Origin of the sequence: Arcobacter arenosus, from assembly GCF_005771535.1 — a bacterium.
GTDB lineage: Bacteria > Campylobacterota > Campylobacteria > Campylobacterales > Arcobacteraceae > Halarcobacter > Halarcobacter arenosus.
In genome coordinates this window covers 442935-466620 of the sequence record NZ_VANU01000002.1, presented here as the reverse complement: position 1 = coordinate 466620, position 23686 = coordinate 442935, and the positions used below count along the sequence as shown (strand labels likewise).

Below are 23686 nucleotides of genomic sequence, written 5' to 3'. Positions count from 1 at the left end.
TTTTGTTCTTCCTTAAGGTTTAATAGTATGAAAAATATATTACAAATAAACTATGGACAATACTCATCAAAAGGTGTGAAAGAAGTAAACCAAGACTTTCACGGTATTTGTGTACCAAATGAACACCAACTAAAATATAAAGGTATTGCAATTGCCCTTGCTGATGGAATTAGTTCAAGTAATGTTAGTGATATAGCTAGTCAAATTTCCGTAAACTCCTTTTTAGAAGATTACTATTGTACCTCACAGACTTGGTCTGTAAAAAAATCAGCCATGAGAGTTTTAAGCGCCACAAACTCATGGCTTTTTTCCCAATCTAAAAAAAGTATCAATTCCTATGACAAAGACAAAGGGTATGTTTGTACTTTAAGTTCAATAGTTATTAAATCAAATACTGCACATATATTTCATATTGGTGATTCACGAATTTATAGAATTAGAAACAACAAAGAAGAGTTACTAACAACTGACCACAGAATATGGGTATCAAGTCAAGAGAGTTATTTAAGTAGAGCTATGGGATTAGATTCCCAACTTACTATTGATTATGAACATACAGCCGTTGAAAAAGATGATATATTTATTTTAGCAAGCGATGGTATTTATGAATTTTTAGATTTTAAAACCATAAAAGATACTTTAAATATTTTTGATGGACATTATGACACTGCTGCAAGAGTTTTAGTTGAAAAAGCACTTGAAAATGGTAGTGATGATAACTTAACTATTCAAATAATTAAAATCACAAATCTTCCAGATAAACAAATTAAAGAGATTACTGAACAACTAGAAGAAAAAAAAGTTCCCTCTTTACTTGAAGCAAGACAAGAGTTTGATGGGTTTTTAGTTTTAAGAAACTTAACATCAAGTAGTAGAAGTCACACCTATGTTGTTAAAAATATCAAAACTTCAAAAAAACTTGTTTTGAAAATTCCATCAACTGAACTACAAGATAACAAAGCTTATCTAGAAAGATTTTTATTAGAAGATTGGATTGCCAAAAAAATCAATAATCCCCACGTAGTTAAATCATTTATACAAACAAGAAAACAAAACTATGTTTACAATGTAACAGAGTTTATTGAAGGACAAACTTTAACTCAATGGATAATTGATAACCCAAACCCAAAACTAGAAAAAGTGAGAGATATAATTGAACAAATTGCAAAAGGATTATATGCATTTCATAGATTAGAGATGATTCATCAAGATATACGTCCTGAAAATATAATGATAGATGATACTGGTCTAGTTAAAATTATAGATTTTGGAGCAACTAAAGTTGCAGGTTTATGTGATATTTCTACATTAACAGAACAATTTCATATTCAAGGGACAGCTATGTATTCTGCCCCTGAATATTTTTTAGGATTTGAAGGGACTACAAAATCAGATATTTTTTCACTTGGGATAATTACTTATCAATTGTTGTCGGGCTCTTTTCCATATGGAGTTAATGTTTCAAAATCAAATACAAAATCTCTTCAACGAAAATTAAAATATAAATCAATTTATGATGAAGATAAAAAAAATATCCCTATATGGGTTGATGAAGCTATTAAAAAAGCGTGTGAGATTGAGCCATCAAAAAGATATTCTCAAATTTCTGAATTTATTTATGATTTATATAATCCAAATGAGAATTTTTTAAGGAAAACAAAGCCTGCTTTAATACAAAGAAATCCATTAATATTTTGGCAAAGTAGTACACTAATACTTTTTGTTTTAGTTTGTATACTTTTACTTTCATAATTTTAATGTATTTTTAAGCATTAAAGCAAGAAAAATAAGATTTATTTTAGCTAAATACTTATTTTTAATTAATTTTTAAGTTTATTAGTATGTTTTATATACAGTATTTTGTATTTAAAATTATCAAAATTTGCAATAATAAAATAACAAGAAATAAAGGAAAAAAACTATGAAAGAGAAATTAGTAGTCATTGGAAATGGCATGAGTGGTCTTCGTGTAATTGAAGATTTATATGAATATACAAACGATAAATATGAGATTACAATTTTTGGTGAAGAGCCATATGTAAACTACAATAGAATTATGCTTTCATATATCTTATCTGGCGAAAAAACATTTGAAGATACTATTATTAATCATCGTTCATGGTATGAACAAAACCATATTGCTTTACATAAAGGGGATAAGGTAGTTTCTATTGATAAAAAGAATAAAAAAGTAAAATCTGAATCTGGCTTAGAGATTTCATATGACAAACTTTTAATAGCTACGGGGTCAAAACCTTTTATTCCTACAACACAAGGAAGTGATTTAGGAAATGTAATTGCCTTTAGAAACAAAGCTGATGTTGACACTATCATGTCTACAATAAACAAAGAAAAAACTGCTGTTGTTGTTGGGGGAGGATTACTTGGTCTTGAAGCAGCTTATGGTATTGCTATGCATGGAGTTAAGACTGTCTTAGTGCATAGGTCAGGTTCAATTTTATCTCAACAATTAGACTCTACTGGTGGAAGACTTTTACAAAAAAACTTAGAAAGCTATGGAATAGAGTTTAAATTAAATACTACAGTTGAACAGATTTTAGGAAGTGAAAAAGTTGAAAAAGTAACTTTTAGTGATGGAACAATTGTAGATTCAAATCTTATAGTATTTGCTACAGGGATTATCCCAAACAAAGACCTAGCAATTGATGCTGGATTAGAAACTAAAAAAGGTATCTTAGTAGATGATTTTCTAAAAACTTCAGATGATTCAATCTATGCTGTTGGAGAATGTGTTGAACACAATGGAAACACTTATGGATTAGTTGCTCCTCTTTATGAACAAGGAAAGGTTTTAGCTAAAAAATTAGCTGGTGTAGAAGTTCATGGTTATAGTGGCTCAACACTATCAACTAGACTTAAAATTTCTGGTGTTGATTTATTTTCTGCAGGGGATTATTTAGGTGATGAAACAACTGAAGAATTAATTTTACTTGATGAAAAAGTTGGAGTTTATAAAAAACTTGTTATCTATGATAATAAAATTATTGGTATTGTACTTTATGGAGATACAGCTGATGCATCATGGTATTTAAAACTATTAAAAGAGCATACAGATATAAGTGACTTAAGAACAAAAATTTTATTTGGTAAATCTGCACTTGGTGATTCTGGTCATGGTGGAGATGATGTCAATGCTATGAGTGATGACGAAGAGGTTTGTGGATGTAATGGTATTTGTAAAGGTGATATTGTAAATGCCATAAAAGATAAAGATTTAAAATCTCTTGGGGATGTAAAATCATGTACTAAAGCTGGGGCTTCATGTGGATCTTGTGTTGGTTTAGTTGAGCAAATTTTAGTAAATACTTTAGGTGATGAGTATAATTCTGCACCTGAGGGAATTTGTTCTTGTACAGATAAAGGTCATGGAGAAATCAAAAAAATCATTGATAATGGTGAGTTTGATACAGTTTACGATGTATTTAAAAAAGCACAATGGAAGACAGAAGATGGTTGTGCAAAATGTAGACCAGCAGTTAACTACTACTTATTAGCTAAATACAATGATGATAAGTATATGAATGATAAAAGATCTGCACTTGTAAATGACAGAAACTTCGCAAATATTCAAAAAGATGGTACCTACTCTGTAGTTCCAAGAATTTGGGGTGGATTAACAACTCCAAAAGAGTTAAAAGATATCGCTGATATTGCTGTTAAATATGAAGTTCCAACTATCAAATTTACTGGTGGTCAAAGACTTGATATGTTTGGTGTAACAAAGGAGCAATTAGCACCTATGTGGAAAGACTTAAATGATTGTGGATTTGTATCAGGTCAAGCTTATGCAAAGGGTCTTAGAACTGTTAAAACATGTGTTGGAAATACATATTGTAGATTTGGTACACAAGATTCTATGGGTATGGGTGTTAAGTTAGAGAAACTTACTTGGGGTTCATGGACTCCACACAAATATAAAATCGCTGTATCAGGATGTCCAAGAAACTGTGCAGAAGCAACAATCAAAGACTTTGGTGTAATTGGAGTTGATTCAGGATGGGAACTACATATTGCTGGAAATGGTGGTATAAAAGTGCGAGTAACAGACCTTTTATGTAAAGTTGAAACAGAAGAGGAAGTATTTGAATACACAAAAGCATTTATGCAATTTTATAGGGAAGATGCTTACTATTTAGAAAGAACTGCCCATTGGATTGAAAGAGTTGGTTTACAATATATCAAAGATGAAATCTTAGATGAAGAAAAAAGAAAATATTGGGCGAGCCGTTTTGATGAGTCACAAAAATCAGCACAAGTTGACCCATGGAAAAAAGCAATCGAAGATGGATTTACAAAAGAATTTGACAAAATTGTAATTAGCCCAGAGGATTCACATAGTTTTGAAGCAAAAGGAGTAGAGGCATGAGTAATTGGTATAAAATAACTGAAGTAGATAATATCCCAGAGATGGGTGCAAGAGTAATAGAATTTGGAAAATTAGAACTTGCTATTTTTAAAACAAAAGATGGTGAGATTTTTGCTATAAACAATATTTGTCCACATAAACAAGGTAAATTAAATGATGGTTTAGTTCATGAGCATATAGTAACATGCCCCCTGCATAATACTGATATCAATTTAGAAAATGGTTCTGCCATTGGTGAAGATTATGAATGTTCAAAAACATATGAAACAAAAATTGAAAATCAACAAATCTATATACAAATCCCTTAACAAACCTAACAATTAAGGAGTTTATTTTTTATAAAATAAATTCCTTATCATTTAATAATTTTTATCATCTAAGAGTATTTTCATAAATAAAATGTCACAATCAGAAATTGGTTTTATATATTAATTTATTACTAAGAAGTTACATTTATGGAAATCCTTAAAAATTTAAAAATACTCTATATTGATGATGAAAAGCTTATTAGAGAAGATGCAGTGGAATACCTTTCTTTTTATTGCGAAAATGTTTATGAAGCTTGTGATGGAAATGATGGTTTAAAAAAATACCAAGAGCATAAACCAGATATCATTATTACAGATATAAAAATGCCAAAATTAAATGGTATAGAGATGATTAAAAAAATTAGACAACATGATAAACTAACTAAAATCATAGTTGCAACTGCACATTTAGAAACTTCATATTTAATGGATGCAATTGAGTTAGGTTTAGTAAAATATTTAGTTAAACCTATAATGGAAGATACCTTACTTCAAGTTTTGGAAAAATGTACCGAAGATGTTGTAAAAGAACAATCAGTGTTTAATATTTTCGGCGGCTTTGCCTTTGATATATTAAACCACACACTTTTTTGCAATCAAGAACAAATCCCTTTAACAAAAAAAGAACTTCTATTTTTAGAACTTCTAATCAAAAACTCAAATCGTGCAGTAAAATATGATGAATTTAGTAACTATGTATGGGATGGATATATGAGTGAAGATGCCCTACGTTCTATTGTTAGGGAGATTAGAAAAAAAACTACAAAAGAGAGTATTAAAAATATCTCTGGTATTGGTTATCAAGTTAATTTGGGAAAATGAATATGTTAAAAAATTTAATTATCATTTTAAATCTAATCATATTAAATTTATATGGTTCACAACATATAACTCCAATACCTAAAGAGATTAAATTTAACAAACAAAAAGCCTTATTAGGGAAAAAACTTTATTTTGATACAGTTTTATCAAAAGACAATTCTGTTTCTTGTGCAAGTTGTCACAACCTAGAACGTGGAGGTGTTGATAATTTACAGTACTCATATGGTGTCGAGGGACAAGAGGGTGATGTAAACACACCAACTGTTTTAAATGCTATTTATAACTTTAGACAAATGTGGGATGGTAGAGCAAAAGATTTAGCTCACCAAATTCAATTTCCTCTTACAAATCCAAAGGAGATGGGAAATAGTTTTGATAATATCATCAAGGCTTTAGAAAAGGACACTTCATACAATAAAGCCTTTAATGAAATTTATAAAAATGGAATTACAAAAGAGAATATTGGCGATGCCCTTGAAGAGTTTCAAAAAACTTTAGTAACCCCTAGTGCATTTGATGACTATCTAAGAGGTGATGAAAATGCACTAACACCAAATCAAAAAAAAGGTTATGAACTTTTTCAAAAAAAAGGATGTGTTTCTTGTCACAATGGTATTAATCTTGGAGGAGGATTATATGCGCGTTTTGGTTTGATTGATAATAGTATCACTGATAATTTAGAAAATAAAATTTATGAAAATGATAATCCCCATTTTGGTCTTTATAACGTAACAAAAAATGATTTTGACAAATACTATTTCAAAGTACCAACTCTAAGAAATGTAGCATTAACAGCACCTTATTTGCACGATGGAAGAGTTAAAACATTAAAAGAAGCAATTGGCTCTATTGCAAAAGCCCAGCTAGGATTAGATTTAACAGATGAAGAGATTTTTTTAATTGAAGAGTTTTTAAAATCTTTAAATGGTAAAGTCACTATTATTCAATGAAACAATATCTAATAAAAAACAATATTTATATAGTTTTAGTAACCTTACTAGTAGTTTTTTTATTTATGATTTATATAATTATAGTTCATAAAAAAAACACTCAAATTTTCTTTAATCATAATGACCAAATAAATATCATTACTGCTTTGAACAATAAACTAAACAACTATATCAAAGGAAATAGCGAAATTAACAATTTTGATATTTTAAATGAAGATATAAATTATAGTTTAAACTCATTGGAAAAATTAAAGACCGATGCAGTTTCTACAAAGTTCAAAAATCAATATATAAAAATTTTAGATGAATTATTAATTCAATTTAATGAAAAAGTTATCTGGCTAGAAAGATTTAAAGCCAGAAAAGCAGCAAATAAAAGAATAATATCAATTATTGTAGATAGGTCGTATAAAGAATTAGAACAATTAGATCAAGAGCTAAATGATAAACTTAATAATATTAGAATTGATATTCTTGAAAGTTTAGAGAATAATGGGGTTTATGATAAAGATATTATCAAATATTATGATTTAGAGTTTGATATAGATAATATTTTTATTAAAAATTTTATCCAAAAAGTAAAAGCCTTACAAGAGAGTATAAATTTTCAGTTGAAGTATCAAAATATTGCAATAAATAGTAATATTGATATATTATTAAGAGATGCGAAAGAATCTTTATTAAAACAAAGAGAATTTGCACAAAATAGTGTATATTTATCATTAAATATTCTTTTTGTTTTGGTTGCCCTCTTCCTCTCTCTTTTTACGCTATTTTATAGAAAACTAATAGCTTCGCAAAAACAACTACAAAACTTAACATACCAAAGTAAACTTGCATCAATGGGTGAGATGATAGGTAATATTGCACACCAATGGAGACAACCATTAACACATCTTTCATTTCTTTTAATGAATTTAAAAACTGCCTATGAAAAAAAGATGTTAACTCCTGAATATTTTGATAAAAAAACCACAATGGCAAATGCACAAATAAAATATTTATCAAATACAATTGATGATTTTAGAGATTTTTTTAGAAATACCAATAATAAAGAGATTTTCAACCTAAGTTCTTCTGTAAATGAAGTAATAAATTTATTAAAAGATAGTTTTACTCACCATGAAATTGAGATTGAAACTAATTTAAATAAAACTATAGAAATAAAAGCTTATCGAGGGGAATTTTTACAAGTTATTTTTAATATTCTAAACAATGCAAAGGATGAGTTTTTAAAAAGAAAAACAAAAAATCCAAAAATCATAATTAAAACTCAAGTTTCAAAAAATGAAATCAAAATAGAGATTGGAGATAATGCAGGGGGAATAAAAAATGAACTTCTTCAAAAGATTTTTGAGCCATATTTCACTACTAAAGACAAAGGTTTGGGTATTGGTCTTTATATGTCAAAAATCATAATTGAAAAAAGTGATGGTAAACTAGAAGCAACAAATACAAAATCTGGTGCTTTGTTTATTATCAAATTTAAAAAATAGAATAAATTTTTTAGCTTATTTTTATTTTCCCAGAATTTCCACATTTTTTTTCTTTAAAATTGTAATTATATTTCAAAGAGGAGAAAGAAATGAAAAAATCTATAATTTTGGCATCTGTTGTTTTCGCATGCTCAAGTGTTTTTGGTGCGGGGGACACTGATTTATTAGACCAAGCTAAAAAAGCTGGACTAAAACCAATTCCACAATCAAAGTTAGAAGTTCTAAAACTTGTTGATAATCCAAAAAACCCTATTACTGATTGTAAGGTTGAACTTGGTAAAAAACTATACTTTGATCCAAGACTTTCTAAGTCTGGAATTATTTCATGTAACACATGTCACAACCTAGCAATGGGTGGTGTTGATGGAGTAGGAGCAGCAATTGGACATAAATGGACTCCAAACCCTGCTCACTTAAACTCACCTACTGTTTATAACTCAGTATTAAACAAAGCACAATTTTGGGATGGTAGAGATCCACACCTAGAAGCACAAGCTCAAGGACCAGTTCAAGCAGGTCCTGAAATGGCAGCACCTAAAGGATTAGTACTTGATAGAGTTACTTCAATGCCAGATTATGTTGCAGAATTCAAAAAAGCATATGGTCCAGATGTAAAAATCACTTTTGAATTAATCACAGATACAATTGCAGTTTTTGAAAGAACATTAATCACTCCATCAAGATTTGATGCCTTTATGCATGGTAAAACTTCTGCATTAACAAAAGAAGAGAAAACTGGCCTAAAAGTATTCATCGATAAAGGTTGTGCAAGCTGTCATAATGATATTGGTTTAGGTGGAACAATGATGCCATTTGATGCTTCAAAATATGACTTAAATGTTGGTGGATTTACAGGAACAAAAGATGGAATGGTTAAAACTCCAACTCTAAGAAACATTGAAGAGACTGCTCCATATTTCCATAATGGTAATGTTTGGTCATTAGGTCAAGCTGTTAAACTTATGGGTGATATTCAATTAGGAATGAAACTAACAGATAAAGAGACTTCTCAAATTGTTACATTCTTAAAATCTTTAACAGGTAAAAAACCTGAAATCTCATATCCACAGTTACCAGTTATAACTGAAAAAACTCCAAAACCAGATATGAACTAAAAACTAAGAAGAGTCTAACTAATAGACTCTTCTTTTTGAAAAATTGATACAAAAAGAGACTACTAATTTTAAACTATACTTATATAAGTTTTATAAATATTTTTTATCATTCTTTTTAAGTAGAGTTAATCTAATATTTTCCTTATAAACTAAAAAAGGGAGATGGGGAAATGTTAAAAAAACTATTAGCTTTAATCTTTATTGCTTCAATGTTCTTAACTAATCTAAACGCAAATGAAAAAGGGAAAGTTACAGGTGGTTCTTACCATGAGTGGCCAAGTTGGTTCAAAGAAAGTTTCTTAAATATTGGGGAAGATATTGAAGAAGCTAAGGAAGAAGATAAGCATGTGATTTTATTTTTAAGTCTTGATTTTTGTCCATATTGTACAAAAATGCTTGATGATAACTTCAAAGAGGGAGCAAAAAACCAAGAATATATCCAAAACAATTTTGATGTAATTGGGATTAATATTAAAGGTAGTAGAGAACTAGCTTTAAATGAAGAACAAAGTATGACTGAAAAAGAGTATGCTGATTACTTAAAAGTTATGTATACACCAACAATTATTTTTCTAAACCAAAATAATGAACAAGTTGTTAGAGTAAATGGATATAGGTCAGAACCAAACTTTAAACTTATACTTGATTATGTAAAAAATAAAGAATACAAAAATATGGAATTAACAACTTATTTAGAAAAAGTTAAAAATAAAACTTTTTATACTTTAAAAGATAATTCTATGTATAAAGATATAAGTGATTTATCAAAAATAGATTCCCCTTTAGCTGTTATTTTTGAAGATGGAAGCTGTACTCAATGTGATTATATGTATAACACAACTTTCAAAAATAAAGATGTACAAGAAGAGATGGGTAAATTTACAGTTATTAGATTTGATGCAACATCAAAAGAAAAAATTATAACTCCAGATGGTACAACTACAACACCATATGATTGGGCAAAACAGATTTCTTTAGATTATAGACCGGGAATTTTACTTTTTGATGATAAAAAAGAGATAGCTAGAATTGATGCACTTTTATTTAGTTTCCACTTTAAAGAGCTATTTAGATATGTAAGTGGTGAATACTATAAAGAATATCCAACGTTTTTAGATTATTTAGGTCCTAGACAACAAGAATTAATTAATGCAGGGATTAATATTGACTTATCTGATAAAATCTAATTTTAATTCAAAGGAAATTATTTCCTTTGAATTTTATTTTAACGTGTAAACAACTTTACTATCTTCTATTTTTATATATTTTTTATTTACTAATATATTAATAAATTTATCAACCTCTTCTTTTTTCAAAGTTCTCATAAATATCGAATTTATTGTATTGGCTAAAGTTTCAATTTTTCTAGGTTTTGCGTTACCTCTTTTAACAAGATAATCAACAATACTTTCAACTTGTTCATTTTTATTTCCAAATTTTTTTAAAGCAGGGATATCATTTACTTGGGGATATCTATTTATTAATACCTTCTGTTTTTTTAGATATTTAATTAACAAATCAAAACCTGTATCTTTTGAAATTATATGAAAAAATCCATCAGGATCCTTCTCCCAAAGCTTTCCAATATAACAAGTTATGTGAAAATCTAATGCATTTTTTCCACTCCCTTCAATAGGAATATATTCAGCATTCAAACCAAGCTTTTGAATTGAGGTTACTAATTCAATAGGGATTTTAGATTGATTCGCTCCAATAAAAATAAATACCTTAAAAAGATATTCTTCTGGTAAATTAAAAGAAGTAGGCTGTACATTTTCATAATCTACAAATATATAATTAATTCTAGTACTCATATAACCTCTTTTTTATAATGATTCATATTATAGTAAAAAAATTATTAAACTCTTAGATTTCTATTTGCTATATTTTCTATTAAAACAGTTGCATAAGAAGCTTTAGGAAGTGTAAATTTAACTTTACACTTTGAAGTTTCATTATCAAATTTAACACTTATATCTGTTGGATAAACGATTGCATCTCGCCTAAAACCTTTTTCTTGAATATACGTATCATCAAAATTTTCTTCAATTTTTCTTGCTTCACCAATAGCTCGAAAAGCTTGTCGTCCTGGAAGTAAACCAGTTGGAACTATTTTTTTATTTTTAAAATCTTCTATAATAACATCAGTTAAATTTTTAGGTGTAAAAAACTTATCAGTTTTATAAACTCTAAATACATCCCCAGATAATAGTTTAAACTCGTCCTTTGATAATTTTAATCTTTGAACAAGCCATTTATTAAAAAAATCACTTTGGTATTGAGCAACTAACATCTTAGAGATTTTTTTATCTTTAATAATCAAGTCTTCATAAATATATTTTCTTGCTTTATCAAGATTTTCATCTCCATCAAAGCCAAATCTTTGATAACCAAAATAATTAGGCATACCGATTTTACTTATTTGCTTTAATAACTTTTCAATTTTGTAAACATCCTCTTCCTTGACTTCATGTAAATTAATCTCAAATGAATTTGAGACTAAATCTCCTATATTTAGTTTAGTACTATGTAAAAAAGTCTCTAAAATTTCAATTTTTGGATGTTTAAATTTTTTTAAATCTTTAACATACTTTCTAGGAATTGAGATATATTGAGTTGTAGTTGCATTTTTATCTTTTAAACCTGCATAACCCAACTCACTTTCATAAACCTTTAATCCTTTTGCCAAAGAATCTAATAAATCCCAAGTTCCAAGATTTCTCTTTTTAATTTTCATAATAATAAAATTGCCACGATTTGTAAACCTAATTGGCTTTTCTAAAACTTTAAAGTCATCTTCATTTTGATAAAATTTAAAATCAATTGCTTTATGTGTTTGGGTAAATTCTCTTTTTGTCATCATTTTTCTTTAGTTCAATTTTCGCTATTATACAATCATACTATTTCAAAGGCTTTAAAATGGATATGGAAAAGATAGAAGGTGTTATCAAAAAATTCTCACAGCAGAGAGATTGGGATAAATTTCATAACCCAAAAAACCTTTCAATGGCACTTAGTGTTGAAGCTTCAGAACTTCTAGAAATATTTCAATGGCTTACTTTAGAACAAGCCTCATCTTTAGATGAAAAGAAAAAAGAACACGCAAAACAAGAGATTGCAGATATTGCTATTTACTTAATTAGAATTTGTATGGATTTAAATATAGATTTAGAAGAAGCAATATTAGAAAAAATGAAATTAAATGAAAAAAAATATCCACTTTTTGATGAAAATGGAGAAAAAATAGAATATGGTAAAAAAAAGTAAAAGTGAAAATAAGATGAAGAAAATATATTTAGCTGGTCCAGATGTTTTTGAAAAAAACTCAATTGAACTTGGGAAACACTATGTTAAGTTGTGTGAAAAATATGGATATGAAGGATTATACCCCCTTGACAATGTAGTTAATTTCAATCAAGAGAAACAAAAAATTGCACAAGATATTTTTTTGGCAAATAAAAAAATGATTGATGAGTGCGATATTGTAATTGCAAACTTAGACTCTTTTAGAGGAAAAGAGTGCGATAGTGGTACAGTTTGGGAATGTGGTTATGCCTATGCATTAGGTAAAGAGGTTTATGGCTATTTATCTAGAGGGAAAAACTATATAGATCAATTTAAAGAAGAAGAAAAAGTACTTGAAAACAATACATACTATGATAAAGATGGAAGAATCATTGAGGACTTTAATTACCCCTTAAACCTTATGCTTTCTTGTTCGATTTCTAAGATTTTTCATGGAGATTTAGAAGATGTTTTAAATAAAATTAGATATAATTAGTTTAATTATAAACAAGGGGCAATAATCGACTCTAAAACTGTCATAAAAAAAACGAAAATAAAATATCTTATCATTTTTTTAATTCTTAGTTTTTCTACCCTTTATTTTTTGGAATTTGTAAAAAATTTAAATAAAGAGAAGTTCTTGTATGAAAAAACATTTAATTATACAAAAGTTTATAAAATCATATATGAACAACATCAAGAATTAGCAAATATAATATTTTCTGGGATATTAAATAATACTAATCTTGATAAAAAACTTGATAATATCCAAGAAAAATCGAAAGAGGAAAAAGATCATTTAAGAAAACTTGTTTTTATTGAAACACTTGGAAGATTTAAAACTTTAAAACAAAAACACGTTTCAAATATTGAGTTTATGCTCAAAAATGGGACAATGTTTTTAGATATGAAAAACCCTTTAAATAATGATTATAAAATCTCTGAAAATAGAATATTGTTTAAAAAACTTAAAGATACTAATCTTCCACAAAGTACCTTTGAGATTAGAGATAATTGCTCAGGTTTAAAATTTGCTTTTCCAATAATAGAAGAAAATAAATTTTTGGGTGCAATTATTATTACTTTTAATGAGCAGGCAATAAGTTCTTTATTAATGAACCAATATGATGTTATAGCAAATATTATCCTAAGAGAAGAATTCTTTGACAAAGAGTTTTTAAAAGGCTCAAAATTATATAAAAATGCTCATAAGAAAGGTTTTTTACATAATACACTTATTTTAAAAGAGATTAAACATAAATTTTCAAAAAATGTTGATGTATTAAAACCCGAAGATAAAATTACCAATATACTTTATAGTATTGGGGGAAAAGAGATACCTAAATCTTATTATATTGAAGATAAAAAAACAATCGCAACAATAATACCTTTGATTAATAGTATAACGAATGAGAATCAAGGATTTATTTCAATTTTAACAAAGGGTTCAACAATTGGATTATTTAATGATAATTATGAAGCCTTTTCAACCCTTTTTATCTTATTTTATTTAGCATTAGTTTTATTGTTTTACCAACAAAAAGTAACAAATATTCTTGATAAAGAAAAACTCCGTGAGATGATGCAAAAAGATAAACAAATTTTAGAACAAGCTAAGTTAGCTCAAATGGGTGAGATGTTAGGAAATATTGCCCACCAATGGAGACAACCACTAAGTGCAATAAGTACTGTTGCTAGTGGATTAAAAATAAATTATGAATATAATATCTTAGATACAAAAGATATCCCTAAACAGATGGATTTAATAGTTGAAAACACAAAACATCTATCAAAAACAATTGATATTTTTAGAGATTTTATAAAAGAAGGAAAGGCTTTAAAAAATATTAATATTCAAGAAAAGCTTGATGAATGTATAAATATTGTTAGTGCTACAATCTCTAGTCATCATATTAAATTAATAAATGAAATAGATTATGATAATCCAGTAACATTAAAAATGATTAGCGGCGAACTTTCTCAAGTTGTTATAAATTTAATAAATAATTCAAAAGATGCAATAGTTCAAAATAAAATCAAAAAGGGATGGATTAAAATCATTCAAAAAACTGAAGCGGAACAATTACTTATAATAATTGAAGATAATGGTGGAGGTATTAGTTCAGATATAATGGCAAAAATTTTTGATCCATATTTTACAACTAAACATCAATATCAAGGGACTGGACTAGGGCTTTATATGAGTAAAACAATGATTGAAAAACACTTAAACGGTAAACTTGAAGTTAAAAATGGAAAAGAGGGAGCTATCTTTACAATAAGACTAAAACTTTCTTCATCAGCTATAAAATCTTAGTAAACTCGCAGTATAAATTATCACTTAAAGAGTTTTCCAATTTTAAAACAGTTTTTATAGGTTTATTTTCTTTATACTCTACACAATTTGCTAAACCTAAATAGATAAATGGTTGAACTTTTTTATCTACATGGGAAAACTTTCTAATAAAAATATGAAGCTTCACCCCATATTTTTTATTATCACATAACCTTTGACCATCACCTTTTTCTTGGGAATGGGAAGGTTTACTTACATATGAAAAGTGTTGTTTATCAAAAAAGGTATTTATATATTTTGATGCCTTTGAATATTTGTCTTTTTCTAAAGTTATAAATAAAAAGAAATCGTTATTAAACTTTAAAAAGCCACTTCCCCTAAAAGAACTATGTATTTTATTAAAATTACATAATTGAGCAATATTTAACATATTATATTTTTCATAAAGTTTTAAAAATGGCATCCCATAATCTTTTATCCCAAAAGACTCTTCATAACTTAATATTCCATAATTTAAACTATCTTCAATAAACTCTTTTTTTCTTTTATCTTTTAGTATCTCTTCAAACTCTTTAGTTTTAAAAAGTTTTTTATCTTTTAACTCTACAAGTTTTAAAAATCTTGAGATTTGAGCTGAATCAAAATATTCTTGATTTAAAAAAGAAAAAGCATGTTCAATTGTTTTTTTCGAAACTTTCTCTAAATATTTATTTATAAATTTACTTATATTTTCAATATCACATGACTCATTTGAAATCAGATACTTTAAAATAACAAATTCATATACCCTTTTAATCGGTAATAATCCTTGTAAAAACCTACTTGCTTTTAAAAAGTTTTCATCATCACAAAGTAGTTTAAAACTTTCATCTATTTCCACTTTTTTTAAAAACTCAATATATGATTTAGAATCACTAATAAAATTAAGAGGAGAAATAAATTCATCAAAATTTATATAATCAACTAATATAGGGATTTTATTTCCCAAATTAGCTTTAAACTCATAATACTGCTCTTTTAAATATTTTGAAGTATTAAAATTCTCTTTATTAATTTGTTCTAAAACCCTATTTTTAGAGATTTCATCCATTAAAATATGGGCATTTTTCATATTTGCAAAATCATTTAAAATAGAAAACTTTATACTCTCTTTATCAATTATTCTATTACCATTTAAAGCAATTGCTATTAAATATGCTCTATTGTGATTTCCTATAAAATCTAAAAGTGTTAAAAACTCTTTCCCCTTTGCTTTTCGTAAACCCCTTCCTAATTGTTGGGTAAAAACAATGGGTGAGTTTGTGGGTCTAAGCATTAAACATGTGTTAATAGAAGGAATATCTACACCTTCATTAAAAATATCAATGGAAAAAATCACCTCTAAAGAATCTTTTTCATCTTCTAATCTTTCAATGATTTTTTCTCTATGTAAAATATTATCATTACTTGTAAGATATGTTGAGTTTATCCCTTTTTTATTAAACTCTTCACTCATAAATTTTGCATGCTCTTTTGAAACACAAAAGCCTAAAACTTTTCTTTTTTCACCTGAATATCCATAAAAATTCATCTTTTCTATAATAAAATCAACCCTTGAATTTACCATTAAAAGTTTTGCTAAACTTTGGATATCATTTAAGTTGATATTTGAATAATCAATTGTATTTATATCACTTATTCCAAAATAGTGAAAAGGACTAATTAAATTAAACTCTAAGGCATCATTTAGTCTAATATCACAAGCAATATTTTCATCAAAGATTTCATATATTGAAGTTTTATCCATTCTATTTGGTGTTGCAGTTAATCCTAATAAAAATTTTGGATTAAAATAATCCATAACTTTCTCATAACTTGGGCTTGCAATATGATGAGCTTCATCAACAATTATATATTCAAATTCATCTTTTTTAAAATTTTTATAATATGTACTAAGGGTTTGTATAGTTGCAAAAAGATAATCGCTATTTTCTTTTTTATTTCCAGTAAATAAACCACATGAGAAATCACTTATCAGAGATTCAAAGCTTTGTTTTGCTTTTAATAATATATTTTCTCTATGAACAATAAATAAGATTTTTTTAGGCTTAAAAGCTTTTACATCAAGGGCAGAAAGATGAGTTTTTCCAGAACCTGTTGCCGCAATAGCTAAAGCTTTAGTTTCACCTTTTTTTCTTAAAAAATTTAATTTTACTAATGCCTCTTCTTGCATTGAATTTGCAAAAATCTGTTTTTTTGAACTAAAACTTTTAAAACTATTTTGAATTTGTTTTTTATAATCTTTATAGGAGTTTAAAAAAGTTTCATCAACCATTGTTGATTGTTGCCAAAGTTGATTAAACTCATTTAAAATCTCATTTGCAAACTCTTCATCTTTTTTTTGTATGGTTTTTAAATTCCACTCAATATTTTTTTTAAAGGCACTAGAGGTTAAATTTGAAGAGCCAAGAATAATTTTATATTCATCTTTAAACTCAAATATATAAGCTTTTGCATGAAAACCAATCTCACTATTATCATATATTTTAAGTTCAATATTTTTAAACTCTTTTAATTTTTCTAAGGCCTTTACCTCTGTAAAATTTAAATATGTAGAACTTAGGATTTTACCCTTTATCCCTTTTTTATCAAGTTGTTTAAAAATATCTAAAAGTAGTTGTACCCCTGAAAAGTTTATAAAAGCAACATTAAAAATAAAACTATCACACTCTTTTAACAAAGAAGATATATGTTGGTAAAAATTTGAGTTTTGATTATTTGTAATTAATTTCAAATATATTTATCTTTAAACTAATTTATCAAAGGCATATCTAGCACTACCAATTAAGGCTGTCTCTTGATTAAGGGATACTTTAAGTTCCATCATTCTAAGTAAATCTTCAAATCTACCTTTACTAAAAAAAGCATTTAAAAAATACTCACTTTTTATAATTGGTAAGATTTTTGGAGCAATACCACCACCAATATAAACTCCTCCCAATGACATAGATTTTAAGGCTAAATTTCCTGCTTCTGCGGCATAAATTTCTGCAAATATTCTTAAAGCTTCTAAACATAAGGGATCATTTTGTTCTAAGGCACACCGACTTACCATTGCACTTTTATCTACATCATCTTCTAAATTTAACATAGCTTGTGGTTGTGGTGCAAAATTTGTTTCAACTAAAAACTCATATAAAGTATAAATTCCTATTCCAGAAACAATTCTTTCATAACTTACATGTCCAGGATATCTACGTCTTAGCCAAGTTAGAAGTTCATCTTGTTGTGATGTAATTGGTGCAAAATCTGTATGTCCACCTTCAGTTCCAATTGGATTATAACCTTTTCCATCAAAATATAAAATCGCTTCTCCAAGTCCAGTTCCAGCAGCAATAACTGCTATATTTCCCTTTTTCTTTCTTCCTGTTGGATTTAAACTTATAAACTCTTCTTCCTCTAAATAAAGCATCCCATAAGCAGTAGATTCAAGGTCATTTAAAAGTTTAACACTACTTATTCCAAACTCTTGTTTTAGTTCACTTGCTTTTATATCCCAAGGAAGATTTGTAGTCCTACACCTTTCATCAATAATAGGACCTGCTATTCCTAAACATAAAGCATCTATTTTTTTAATAGAATGTTTCTGTTTAAAAGTTATGATTAAATCCATAAATTTTTCATAATTTTTACTAGCAAACTGTTCTTGAACAATAGTTTCTAACTTTCCATCAACTAACTCAAATAAAGCAAGATTTGTTTTAGTCCCTCCAATATCACCAGCTAAAATCACCTTTTATCCTTTAATGTTAGTAAATGCATAAAACTTTCAATAAAAAACTCATCTGTTTTTTTAGGTGAAAGTTCATAAAAGGCACTCCATGCTTGACCTTTTTGCTCATCATAATTTTCATTTTTATGATTTTTTTGCCAAGCTAATCTTACTGCATGTCCAATTAATACATCAATCAAAATATCTGAATCAATTTTAATTTCAGGATTTTCTTTAAAAACTCTAGATAAAGATTGTAAGGCTTCAATATTTAATTGTCTATATTCAGGGGCTTTTATACTTTGAAGTAAAGAATCAACCCTTAATTCAAAATTTCTCTCACCTGCTGTTGTGTCAAGGGTTAAATCAGAGCCCATTCTATTACACTGATTATATTTATCCCCAATAACAAGACCATTACATTGTTGAAGTAAATACCAAACACCTTTGTAAAATTGTGAATTTGTACTTCCAATCATACCTATATTTTTTCTCCAAATAGCCCAATCTTTATCCATCTCAATTTCAACTTTTTCATGGGGAGTTGTAATATTTTGAATATTGTCTACTCCAGAAGCATGGATATTTTCATTTTCTTTCATCATTCCAACTTCATTTGAAAATGACTCTAAAATATTTCTAATGCTATCATAAACAGCATGGGGTGCTAAAGAGAGAAGATATTCATAGGCATCTCCAATGGCAACACTATTTTCTCTACTAATATTTGATACTAGAAGTTGAACTAAATACCAAGTTCGAATTGTAATCATATTTTCAAAAAGATTAGGTTCAATCCTAATTAAATGCCCAATATGTAAAATTATCTCTTGGGTTAAAACATTCTCTGCTGAATTTCCCCCACATGATTCTTTTATAGTTTTTAAGATATTAAAACTCTCAAGGGGTTTTGAAAATGTTGCACTTTCACTATATGCCCTTCCAACTGCCAATCTTTTTTGTCTAATAACAACTTCTAAAAGCGAATCCTCTAACCTATCATCAAATATCTCTAAAATATCTGCCATTTTACGTACTACAGTCCAGTTATGGCAGTTAGATGCATTTTTATAATAATAATGAGCCAATGATTTTAAATCTATATGTTTATCTTCACTTAAAATTTTATAATCAAAGCCAAATCTTGAATATAAAATCTCAATAATATGTGCTTTTGCATTTAATGATATATTTTGATTAAGTAAATTTTGTAATTCATTTTCATCTTTAATATTATATAAATATAAATTTTCTTCACTGCTTTTAACATCACAACCCAATAAAGAAGCACTATAAAAAGTTTTATTATCTGAATTTATTTCAAAACTTTTTAACTCAAATCCGTGAAGGTTTTGAACCCTTTCAACAGCAGCAGTATTTAAAAGTTGTCCCAATGGAGCAGTTTTTATCTCAAAACCTTCAAGACTTCCATTTTGAAGTTCATTTAAAAGCTTTAATACTTTATCCCTATTGATATCATTTAACATATCTTCCCTAATTAAAAAAGGCAATATAGGTTGTCCTGCTTGGTCCCAATGATTTGCCAAAAATATTAGTGAGGATTTAAACTGCTCAACTAAAAATTTATTGTCATGGCTAAAATAAAACCCTTTAGGATTAAAATAATATGGTAAAAACACTATTTTTTCACCAGCTAAAATATGTAATCTTGCAGTTGTTATAGATCGTGGAACCCATGATGGTCTACCAGTTAATCCTAGCTTATCATTTTTTCCAATAAGATTTTGTACCTCACATAACTGTGAAGCATGCATTATTTTTAAAGGTTTCAAATCTTCAAAGGTTTCACTTTCAAAACCTAAGTTTAATAATTCTTGTTTAACAATCTCATTTTCACTTAAAAAAGTAACCATTGGATAAGTTTTTCTTTTATGGCCAATTCTTTTTCTTCTATTTAAAGGGTCAATATCACTTGGACTTAATAAATCATTTTGAATCATATCTGATAGTAAAAATAAACTTTGTGCCCAAACTAAAGGAATATTTTCATTTGGAACTCTTTTTTGGCTTCCTGGATTTTCCTTTTCTGCATCTATTGAATCTTTTGGGACTATATAAAGTTCTGGTAATAATTTAATTCCATCAACTTCAACAAATAAAGTTTCAAGCTTTTCTCTCCAAAGTTTTGCTTCCTCTTTATCCCCTTGCATCAAAGAATCTAGAAGTAAATATGTAAAGAATAATGGCCACTCAGATTCAATATTTTCAAACTCTCTTAACTCATCAACTTCATAATGTAATCTTGTATGGTCCTCTAAAAAGCTTTGGTGTCCATCAAGTAAGAATCTTTTACAGCCATAATTTCCAACAAGTTTTTTAAGGATTTTGTCTTTTGTTTTTTTCACAATTTGTTTGTCTTCAATTGCATAAGCAGGAAATCCAATGATACTTAAAAGTGCTGCATCTGTTTCTTTAGAACTTGATTCCCTTGGTAATAGATTATATAAAGTAAATCTAGACCTTGCTACATCACTTGGAATAACATGAATAATTGATTCTTTTGAAGAAACATTTCCAAAAAGATTAAAACCATTTATTGCTTCAAGTGCTGCTTTTGCCATACCAACTGAACTGCAATTAATCTCTGCATTACCAGTATTAATTTTATGACCTCTTTCCCAAATACCAAAATCAGGAGTACAATATGTTCTACTAATATAATGCACTAAGTTTTGAACAAAATTAACCTCATCAATACTATATACTATTTTTAATCCCGAAGCGATCATTTGTGCTAGCATTAAAATAAAAATTGAGGTTGCATCAAGCTGTAAATGACCCCATTCATCATCACCTACAACAGGAAGCCCTGTTTTTGTACCATATTTAGCATGAAGTGCATCAGTTGGATTTAGTGTGTATTTAAATTTCTCTACTTTGTCAGCTTGTCTCATCATAGATAAGAGTAAACCTCGCATTAGTTTTACAACACTTTGTCCTAAATAGTATGTTCTAAAATGGTCTGGGTCATATTTTTTGTATGAAAGGCTAAGACCCCAAACACAAAGTATACTGTATACATTGTCTCTAACCCAAGCATCAGTATAATCGCCATGGGCAGTAATGGCTGTGCTAGCTGGAAGTAGACCAGTTATTGGATCTTGTCTTGAAAGAATGATTTTTTCTATAGAATTGAAATATTCATCTAACAAAAAATCGTTATTTTCAGCATTCATATAAAATTAGCCTTTTTTATAAAATAACTAAATTATACGCAAATAATACTAAAAATATTTTTGACTTCTGAATAATAATTATACTATTTAATTGAACTCTAAAAAACGCTTATAATAAGGCTTTTATCCACTCTTTTAGTTTATCAAAACTTTGTTCATCTTGATTTGATAAAAAAATACTTGGTTTATTTTTTCTACTTTCATAAACATCTTTTTTGTAACTTTCTAAATCAACATTTACATATGGGCAAAGGTCAATTTTATTTGCAACTAAAAGGTCTGAAAAAAGTAAACCTGCACCTTTTTTTCTTGGTATATCAGCACCTTGTGCTACATCAATTACATAAAGATAATAATCAATTAATTCATATGAAAAAGTAGCACTAAGATTATCCCCTCCACTTTCCACAAAGATAATATCAGGATTGAATTTTTCTTGTAACTCTTCTACAGCTTTTTGATTCATAGAGATATCATCTCTAATTGCTGTATGGGGACAACCACCTGTTTCAACTCCAATAATTTGGTCATTGTTTATATCTAATTTATTTTTTAGATAATTTGCATCTTCTGTTGTATATATATCATTTGTAACAATACCTAAAGAGTGTTCATCTTTTAACATATTTGTTAGTTTTTCAATAATAGAAGTTTTTCCACTTCCTACTGGTCCTGCTATTCCTATTTTAATACTCATAAATAAAATTCCTATAATTAATATTTTACATTTAAAAGCTTATATCAATCACAACGAAAACGGCTTCGTGGTGGAACCTCGAAATTAAAATTTCGTTCCAGCCACTGCAGAGGTTTTCTTTTGTAATTAATATAAACTTTCTTTCCCAAAAAATAAACTCAAATAATTGTTAATAAAACCTCTGCAACTTTAGGGTCAAAATCTTTGATTTTGGGGTACCCAAAGTGAAGCCGTTTTAGAAATAATAATATTGAGTTTGTTTAGGTTGCAAATAATTTAGGTTCAAGATTTAAATGACTAAAGATAACTTCTTCAAATAAAGGATTGAAGTTACTTATGTTCTTTGAATCTGAACTAATTTTCTCTTCTAAAATCTCATCAAACCAAAATAAAATTTGTTGTATCTCAGTTGGTTTAATCCTAGATATCTTTAAACTTGCACTTGCAATATTTATCAAAGACTTTTTTGTCCAAAAAAGTAAAAATGTATCACATACAAGTCCCAATTCATAAGCATAAGCACTTAAAATAAAAAGTTCATTTCCAAAACTTTTTTTATTTTTTACAAGTTCAAAATACTCTTGAACAATCTTTTCTTTTATATCAAAATTTATATGTTTTAAATAGTTTTCACCTAAATCCTTTGAAGCTTTGGCATATTCCAAACTAAGCATTGAAGAAAACTTTTCATCCTCTTTTACTAAATGATTTAATCTATTTTCTTCTAATAGTTTATATGTTTTTTTTACAGCTACAAACTCTAAATTTTGATATTGGTCTATAATTATATTTTCTAGATATTGTTTTAAAGATTCTTTATCACTTACAAAATCTAAAACAATATGAGGTTCTAATCCAAAAGAGTGAACAAATGCTCCAGATGGGAAGACCCCATCTAGAAGCTGTAAAAATCTACTTATAGCCTTTGCTTGATTTTTGCTGTTAGTGGCTGTGGTGTGCATTACCATTTGGTTTAAAAATACCCCTATGTTTTTTCACTTCTACTTTATCAATAGATTCACAAGCTTTTATGATATCTTGAGTTGAGATATCTTCTAAAATTGTGATTTTGTAATCCTCTATACAAACTGGCTGATGTCTATTTCCAATCTCATATGCAATTCTTGCAAAAGTGATATGGTCAGTAAATGTTAAAGTGTAAATATCATCTTCTGATTTAGAGATTTTAATTTTATGCCCATCTTCACAAACTAAAATATCATTTTCATGAAGATGAGTATATTTTGCTTTAACAATAAATTCTAATCCATTTTTGCTAATTGCACATAGATTTGGTTTTTGCATATCAAACCAATCTAGTAGTACCTCATCATCTGCTTCTACATCTCTAATAATTTCTGTTACTTTACAAATCATAATAT

The 23686-nt window shown here is 27.7% G+C and carries 19 protein-coding genes; 11 read left to right on the top strand and 8 right to left on the bottom strand.

The features are described 5' to 3' along the window. The first annotated feature begins 27 nt into the window (after positions 1-27). The 8 genes from FDK22_RS06825 (at position 28) to FDK22_RS06790 (ending at position 10265) form a co-directional block, all read left to right on the top strand. Positions 28-1752 (top strand): bifunctional protein-serine/threonine kinase/phosphatase, encoded by a 1725-nt coding sequence (locus FDK22_RS06825; RefSeq protein ID WP_138152157.1) that lies wholly within the window; start codon positions 28-30, stop codon positions 1750-1752. Positions 1753-1921: 169 nt separating this feature from the next. Further along, entirely contained in the window at positions 1922-4387 is a 2466-nt protein-coding gene (gene nirB / locus FDK22_RS06820; protein ID WP_138152156.1) for a nitrite reductase large subunit NirB, read from the top strand. Continuing rightward, positions 4384-4695, top strand: a complete 312-nt coding sequence (nirD, locus tag FDK22_RS06815) for a nitrite reductase small subunit NirD (RefSeq protein WP_138152155.1) — start codon at positions 4384-4386, stop codon at positions 4693-4695. Before nirB ends, nirD begins: the two co-directional genes overlap by 4 nt. 147 nt (positions 4696-4842) lie before the next feature. Continuing rightward, complete coding sequence (locus FDK22_RS06810; RefSeq protein ID WP_138152154.1) at positions 4843-5517, top strand: response regulator transcription factor; 675 nt, start codon at positions 4843-4845, stop codon at positions 5515-5517. Between the two features lie 2 nt (positions 5518-5519). Beyond that, positions 5520-6467: a cytochrome-c peroxidase gene (locus tag FDK22_RS06805; protein ID WP_138152153.1), complete on the top strand. Its 948-nt coding sequence runs from the start codon at positions 5520-5522 to the stop codon at positions 6465-6467. Between the two features lie 65 nt (positions 6468-6532). Beyond that, positions 6533-7963, top strand: a complete 1431-nt coding sequence (locus FDK22_RS06800; RefSeq protein ID WP_212744990.1) for a sensor histidine kinase — start codon at positions 6533-6535, stop codon at positions 7961-7963. An 89-nt stretch (positions 7964-8052) separates the two neighbouring features. Beyond that, positions 8053-9078 (top strand): cytochrome-c peroxidase, encoded by a 1026-nt coding sequence (locus tag FDK22_RS06795; protein WP_138152151.1) that lies wholly within the window; start codon positions 8053-8055, stop codon positions 9076-9078. A 170-nt stretch (positions 9079-9248) separates the two neighbouring features. Then, positions 9249-10265: a thioredoxin family protein gene (locus FDK22_RS06790; protein ID WP_138152150.1), complete on the top strand. Its 1017-nt coding sequence runs from the start codon at positions 9249-9251 to the stop codon at positions 10263-10265. 33 nt (positions 10266-10298) lie between these two features. Here FDK22_RS06790 and FDK22_RS06785 read toward each other — a convergent pair whose 3' ends face one another. Further along, a complete protein-coding gene (locus FDK22_RS06785) occupies positions 10299-10892 on the bottom strand; it encodes a PIN domain-containing protein (RefSeq protein WP_138152149.1) in 594 nt (197 codons plus the stop codon). A gap of 44 nt (positions 10893-10936) precedes the next feature. Further along, positions 10937-11938: a tRNA pseudouridine(13) synthase TruD gene (locus FDK22_RS06780; RefSeq protein ID WP_138152148.1), complete on the bottom strand. Its 1002-nt coding sequence runs from the start codon at positions 11936-11938 to the stop codon at positions 10937-10939. Positions 11939-12003: 65 nt separating this feature from the next. Between FDK22_RS06780 and FDK22_RS06775 the strand changes: the two genes are divergently transcribed. The 3 genes from FDK22_RS06775 (at position 12004) to FDK22_RS06765 (ending at position 14680) form a co-directional block, all read left to right on the top strand. Further along, positions 12004-12345: a nucleotide pyrophosphohydrolase gene (locus tag FDK22_RS06775; protein ID WP_228711645.1), complete on the top strand. Its 342-nt coding sequence runs from the start codon at positions 12004-12006 to the stop codon at positions 12343-12345. A gap of 13 nt (positions 12346-12358) precedes the next feature. Continuing rightward, on the top strand, positions 12359-12859 hold the full coding sequence (locus FDK22_RS06770) for a nucleoside 2-deoxyribosyltransferase (protein WP_138152146.1): 501 nt from the start codon (positions 12359-12361) through the stop codon (positions 12857-12859). A 144-nt stretch (positions 12860-13003) separates the two neighbouring features. Beyond that, entirely contained in the window at positions 13004-14680 is a 1677-nt protein-coding gene (locus FDK22_RS06765; RefSeq protein WP_138152145.1) for a sensor histidine kinase, read from the top strand. Here the strand turns inward: FDK22_RS06765 and FDK22_RS06760 are convergent. From FDK22_RS06760 to FDK22_RS06735, 6 genes are all read right to left on the bottom strand, one after another. Continuing rightward, a complete protein-coding gene (locus tag FDK22_RS06760; RefSeq protein WP_138152144.1) occupies positions 14667-17432 on the bottom strand; it encodes a DUF3427 domain-containing protein in 2766 nt (921 codons plus the stop codon). The two genes, FDK22_RS06765 and FDK22_RS06760, sit on opposite strands and share 14 nt — an antisense overlap. 12 nt (positions 17433-17444) lie before the next feature. Next, a complete protein-coding gene (gene glk / locus FDK22_RS06755) occupies positions 17445-18431 on the bottom strand; it encodes a glucokinase (RefSeq protein WP_138152143.1) in 987 nt (328 codons plus the stop codon). Next, positions 18428-21607, bottom strand: a complete 3180-nt coding sequence (locus FDK22_RS06750) for a phosphorylase b kinase regulatory subunit alpha/beta (RefSeq protein ID WP_138152142.1) — start codon at positions 21605-21607, stop codon at positions 18428-18430. Before FDK22_RS06750 ends, glk begins: the two co-directional genes overlap by 4 nt. A 109-nt stretch (positions 21608-21716) precedes the next feature. Further along, a complete protein-coding gene (gene ureG, locus FDK22_RS06745; protein ID WP_138152141.1) occupies positions 21717-22304 on the bottom strand; it encodes an urease accessory protein UreG in 588 nt (195 codons plus the stop codon). Positions 22305-22564: 260 nt separating this feature from the next. Further along, positions 22565-23272 (bottom strand): urease accessory protein UreF, encoded by a 708-nt coding sequence (locus tag FDK22_RS06740; RefSeq protein WP_138152140.1) that lies wholly within the window; start codon positions 23270-23272, stop codon positions 22565-22567. Then, entirely contained in the window at positions 23247-23681 is a 435-nt protein-coding gene (locus FDK22_RS06735; RefSeq protein ID WP_138152139.1) for an urease accessory protein UreE, read from the bottom strand. Before FDK22_RS06735 ends, FDK22_RS06740 begins: the two co-directional genes overlap by 26 nt. Positions 23682-23686: the final 5 nt, after the last annotated feature.

Coding starts and splice junctions, on each gene's coding strand:
- nirD (WP_138152155.1), top strand. CDS start 4,384: ATGAGTAATTGGTATAAAATAACTGAAGTAGATAATATCCCAGAGATG.
- FDK22_RS06795 (WP_138152151.1), top strand. CDS start 8,053: ATGAAAAAATCTATAATTTTGGCATCTGTTGTTTTCGCATGCTCAAGT.
- FDK22_RS06800 (WP_212744990.1), top strand. CDS start 6,533: ATGATTTATATAATTATAGTTCATAAAAAAAACACTCAAATTTTCTTT.
- FDK22_RS06790 (WP_138152150.1), top strand. CDS start 9,249: ATGTTAAAAAAACTATTAGCTTTAATCTTTATTGCTTCAATGTTCTTA.
- FDK22_RS06785 (WP_138152149.1), bottom strand. CDS start 10,892: ATGAGTACTAGAATTAATTATATATTTGTAGATTATGAAAATGTACAG.
- FDK22_RS06750 (WP_138152142.1), bottom strand. CDS start 21,607: ATGAATGCTGAAAATAACGATTTTTTGTTAGATGAATATTTCAATTCT.
- FDK22_RS06770 (WP_138152146.1), top strand. CDS start 12,359: ATGAAGAAAATATATTTAGCTGGTCCAGATGTTTTTGAAAAAAACTCA.
- FDK22_RS06810 (WP_138152154.1), top strand. CDS start 4,843: ATGGAAATCCTTAAAAATTTAAAAATACTCTATATTGATGATGAAAAG.
- FDK22_RS06825 (WP_138152157.1), top strand. CDS start 28: ATGAAAAATATATTACAAATAAACTATGGACAATACTCATCAAAAGGT.
- FDK22_RS06775 (WP_228711645.1), top strand. CDS start 12,004: ATGGAAAAGATAGAAGGTGTTATCAAAAAATTCTCACAGCAGAGAGAT.
- FDK22_RS06740 (WP_138152140.1), bottom strand. CDS start 23,272: ATGGTAATGCACACCACAGCCACTAACAGCAAAAATCAAGCAAAGGCT.
- FDK22_RS06780 (WP_138152148.1), bottom strand. CDS start 11,938: ATGACAAAAAGAGAATTTACCCAAACACATAAAGCAATTGATTTTAAA.
- ureG (WP_138152141.1), bottom strand. CDS start 22,304: ATGAGTATTAAAATAGGAATAGCAGGACCAGTAGGAAGTGGAAAAACT.
- FDK22_RS06805 (WP_138152153.1), top strand. CDS start 5,520: ATGTTAAAAAATTTAATTATCATTTTAAATCTAATCATATTAAATTTA.
- FDK22_RS06735 (WP_138152139.1), bottom strand. CDS start 23,681: ATGATTTGTAAAGTAACAGAAATTATTAGAGATGTAGAAGCAGATGAT.
- nirB (WP_138152156.1), top strand. CDS start 1,922: ATGAAAGAGAAATTAGTAGTCATTGGAAATGGCATGAGTGGTCTTCGT.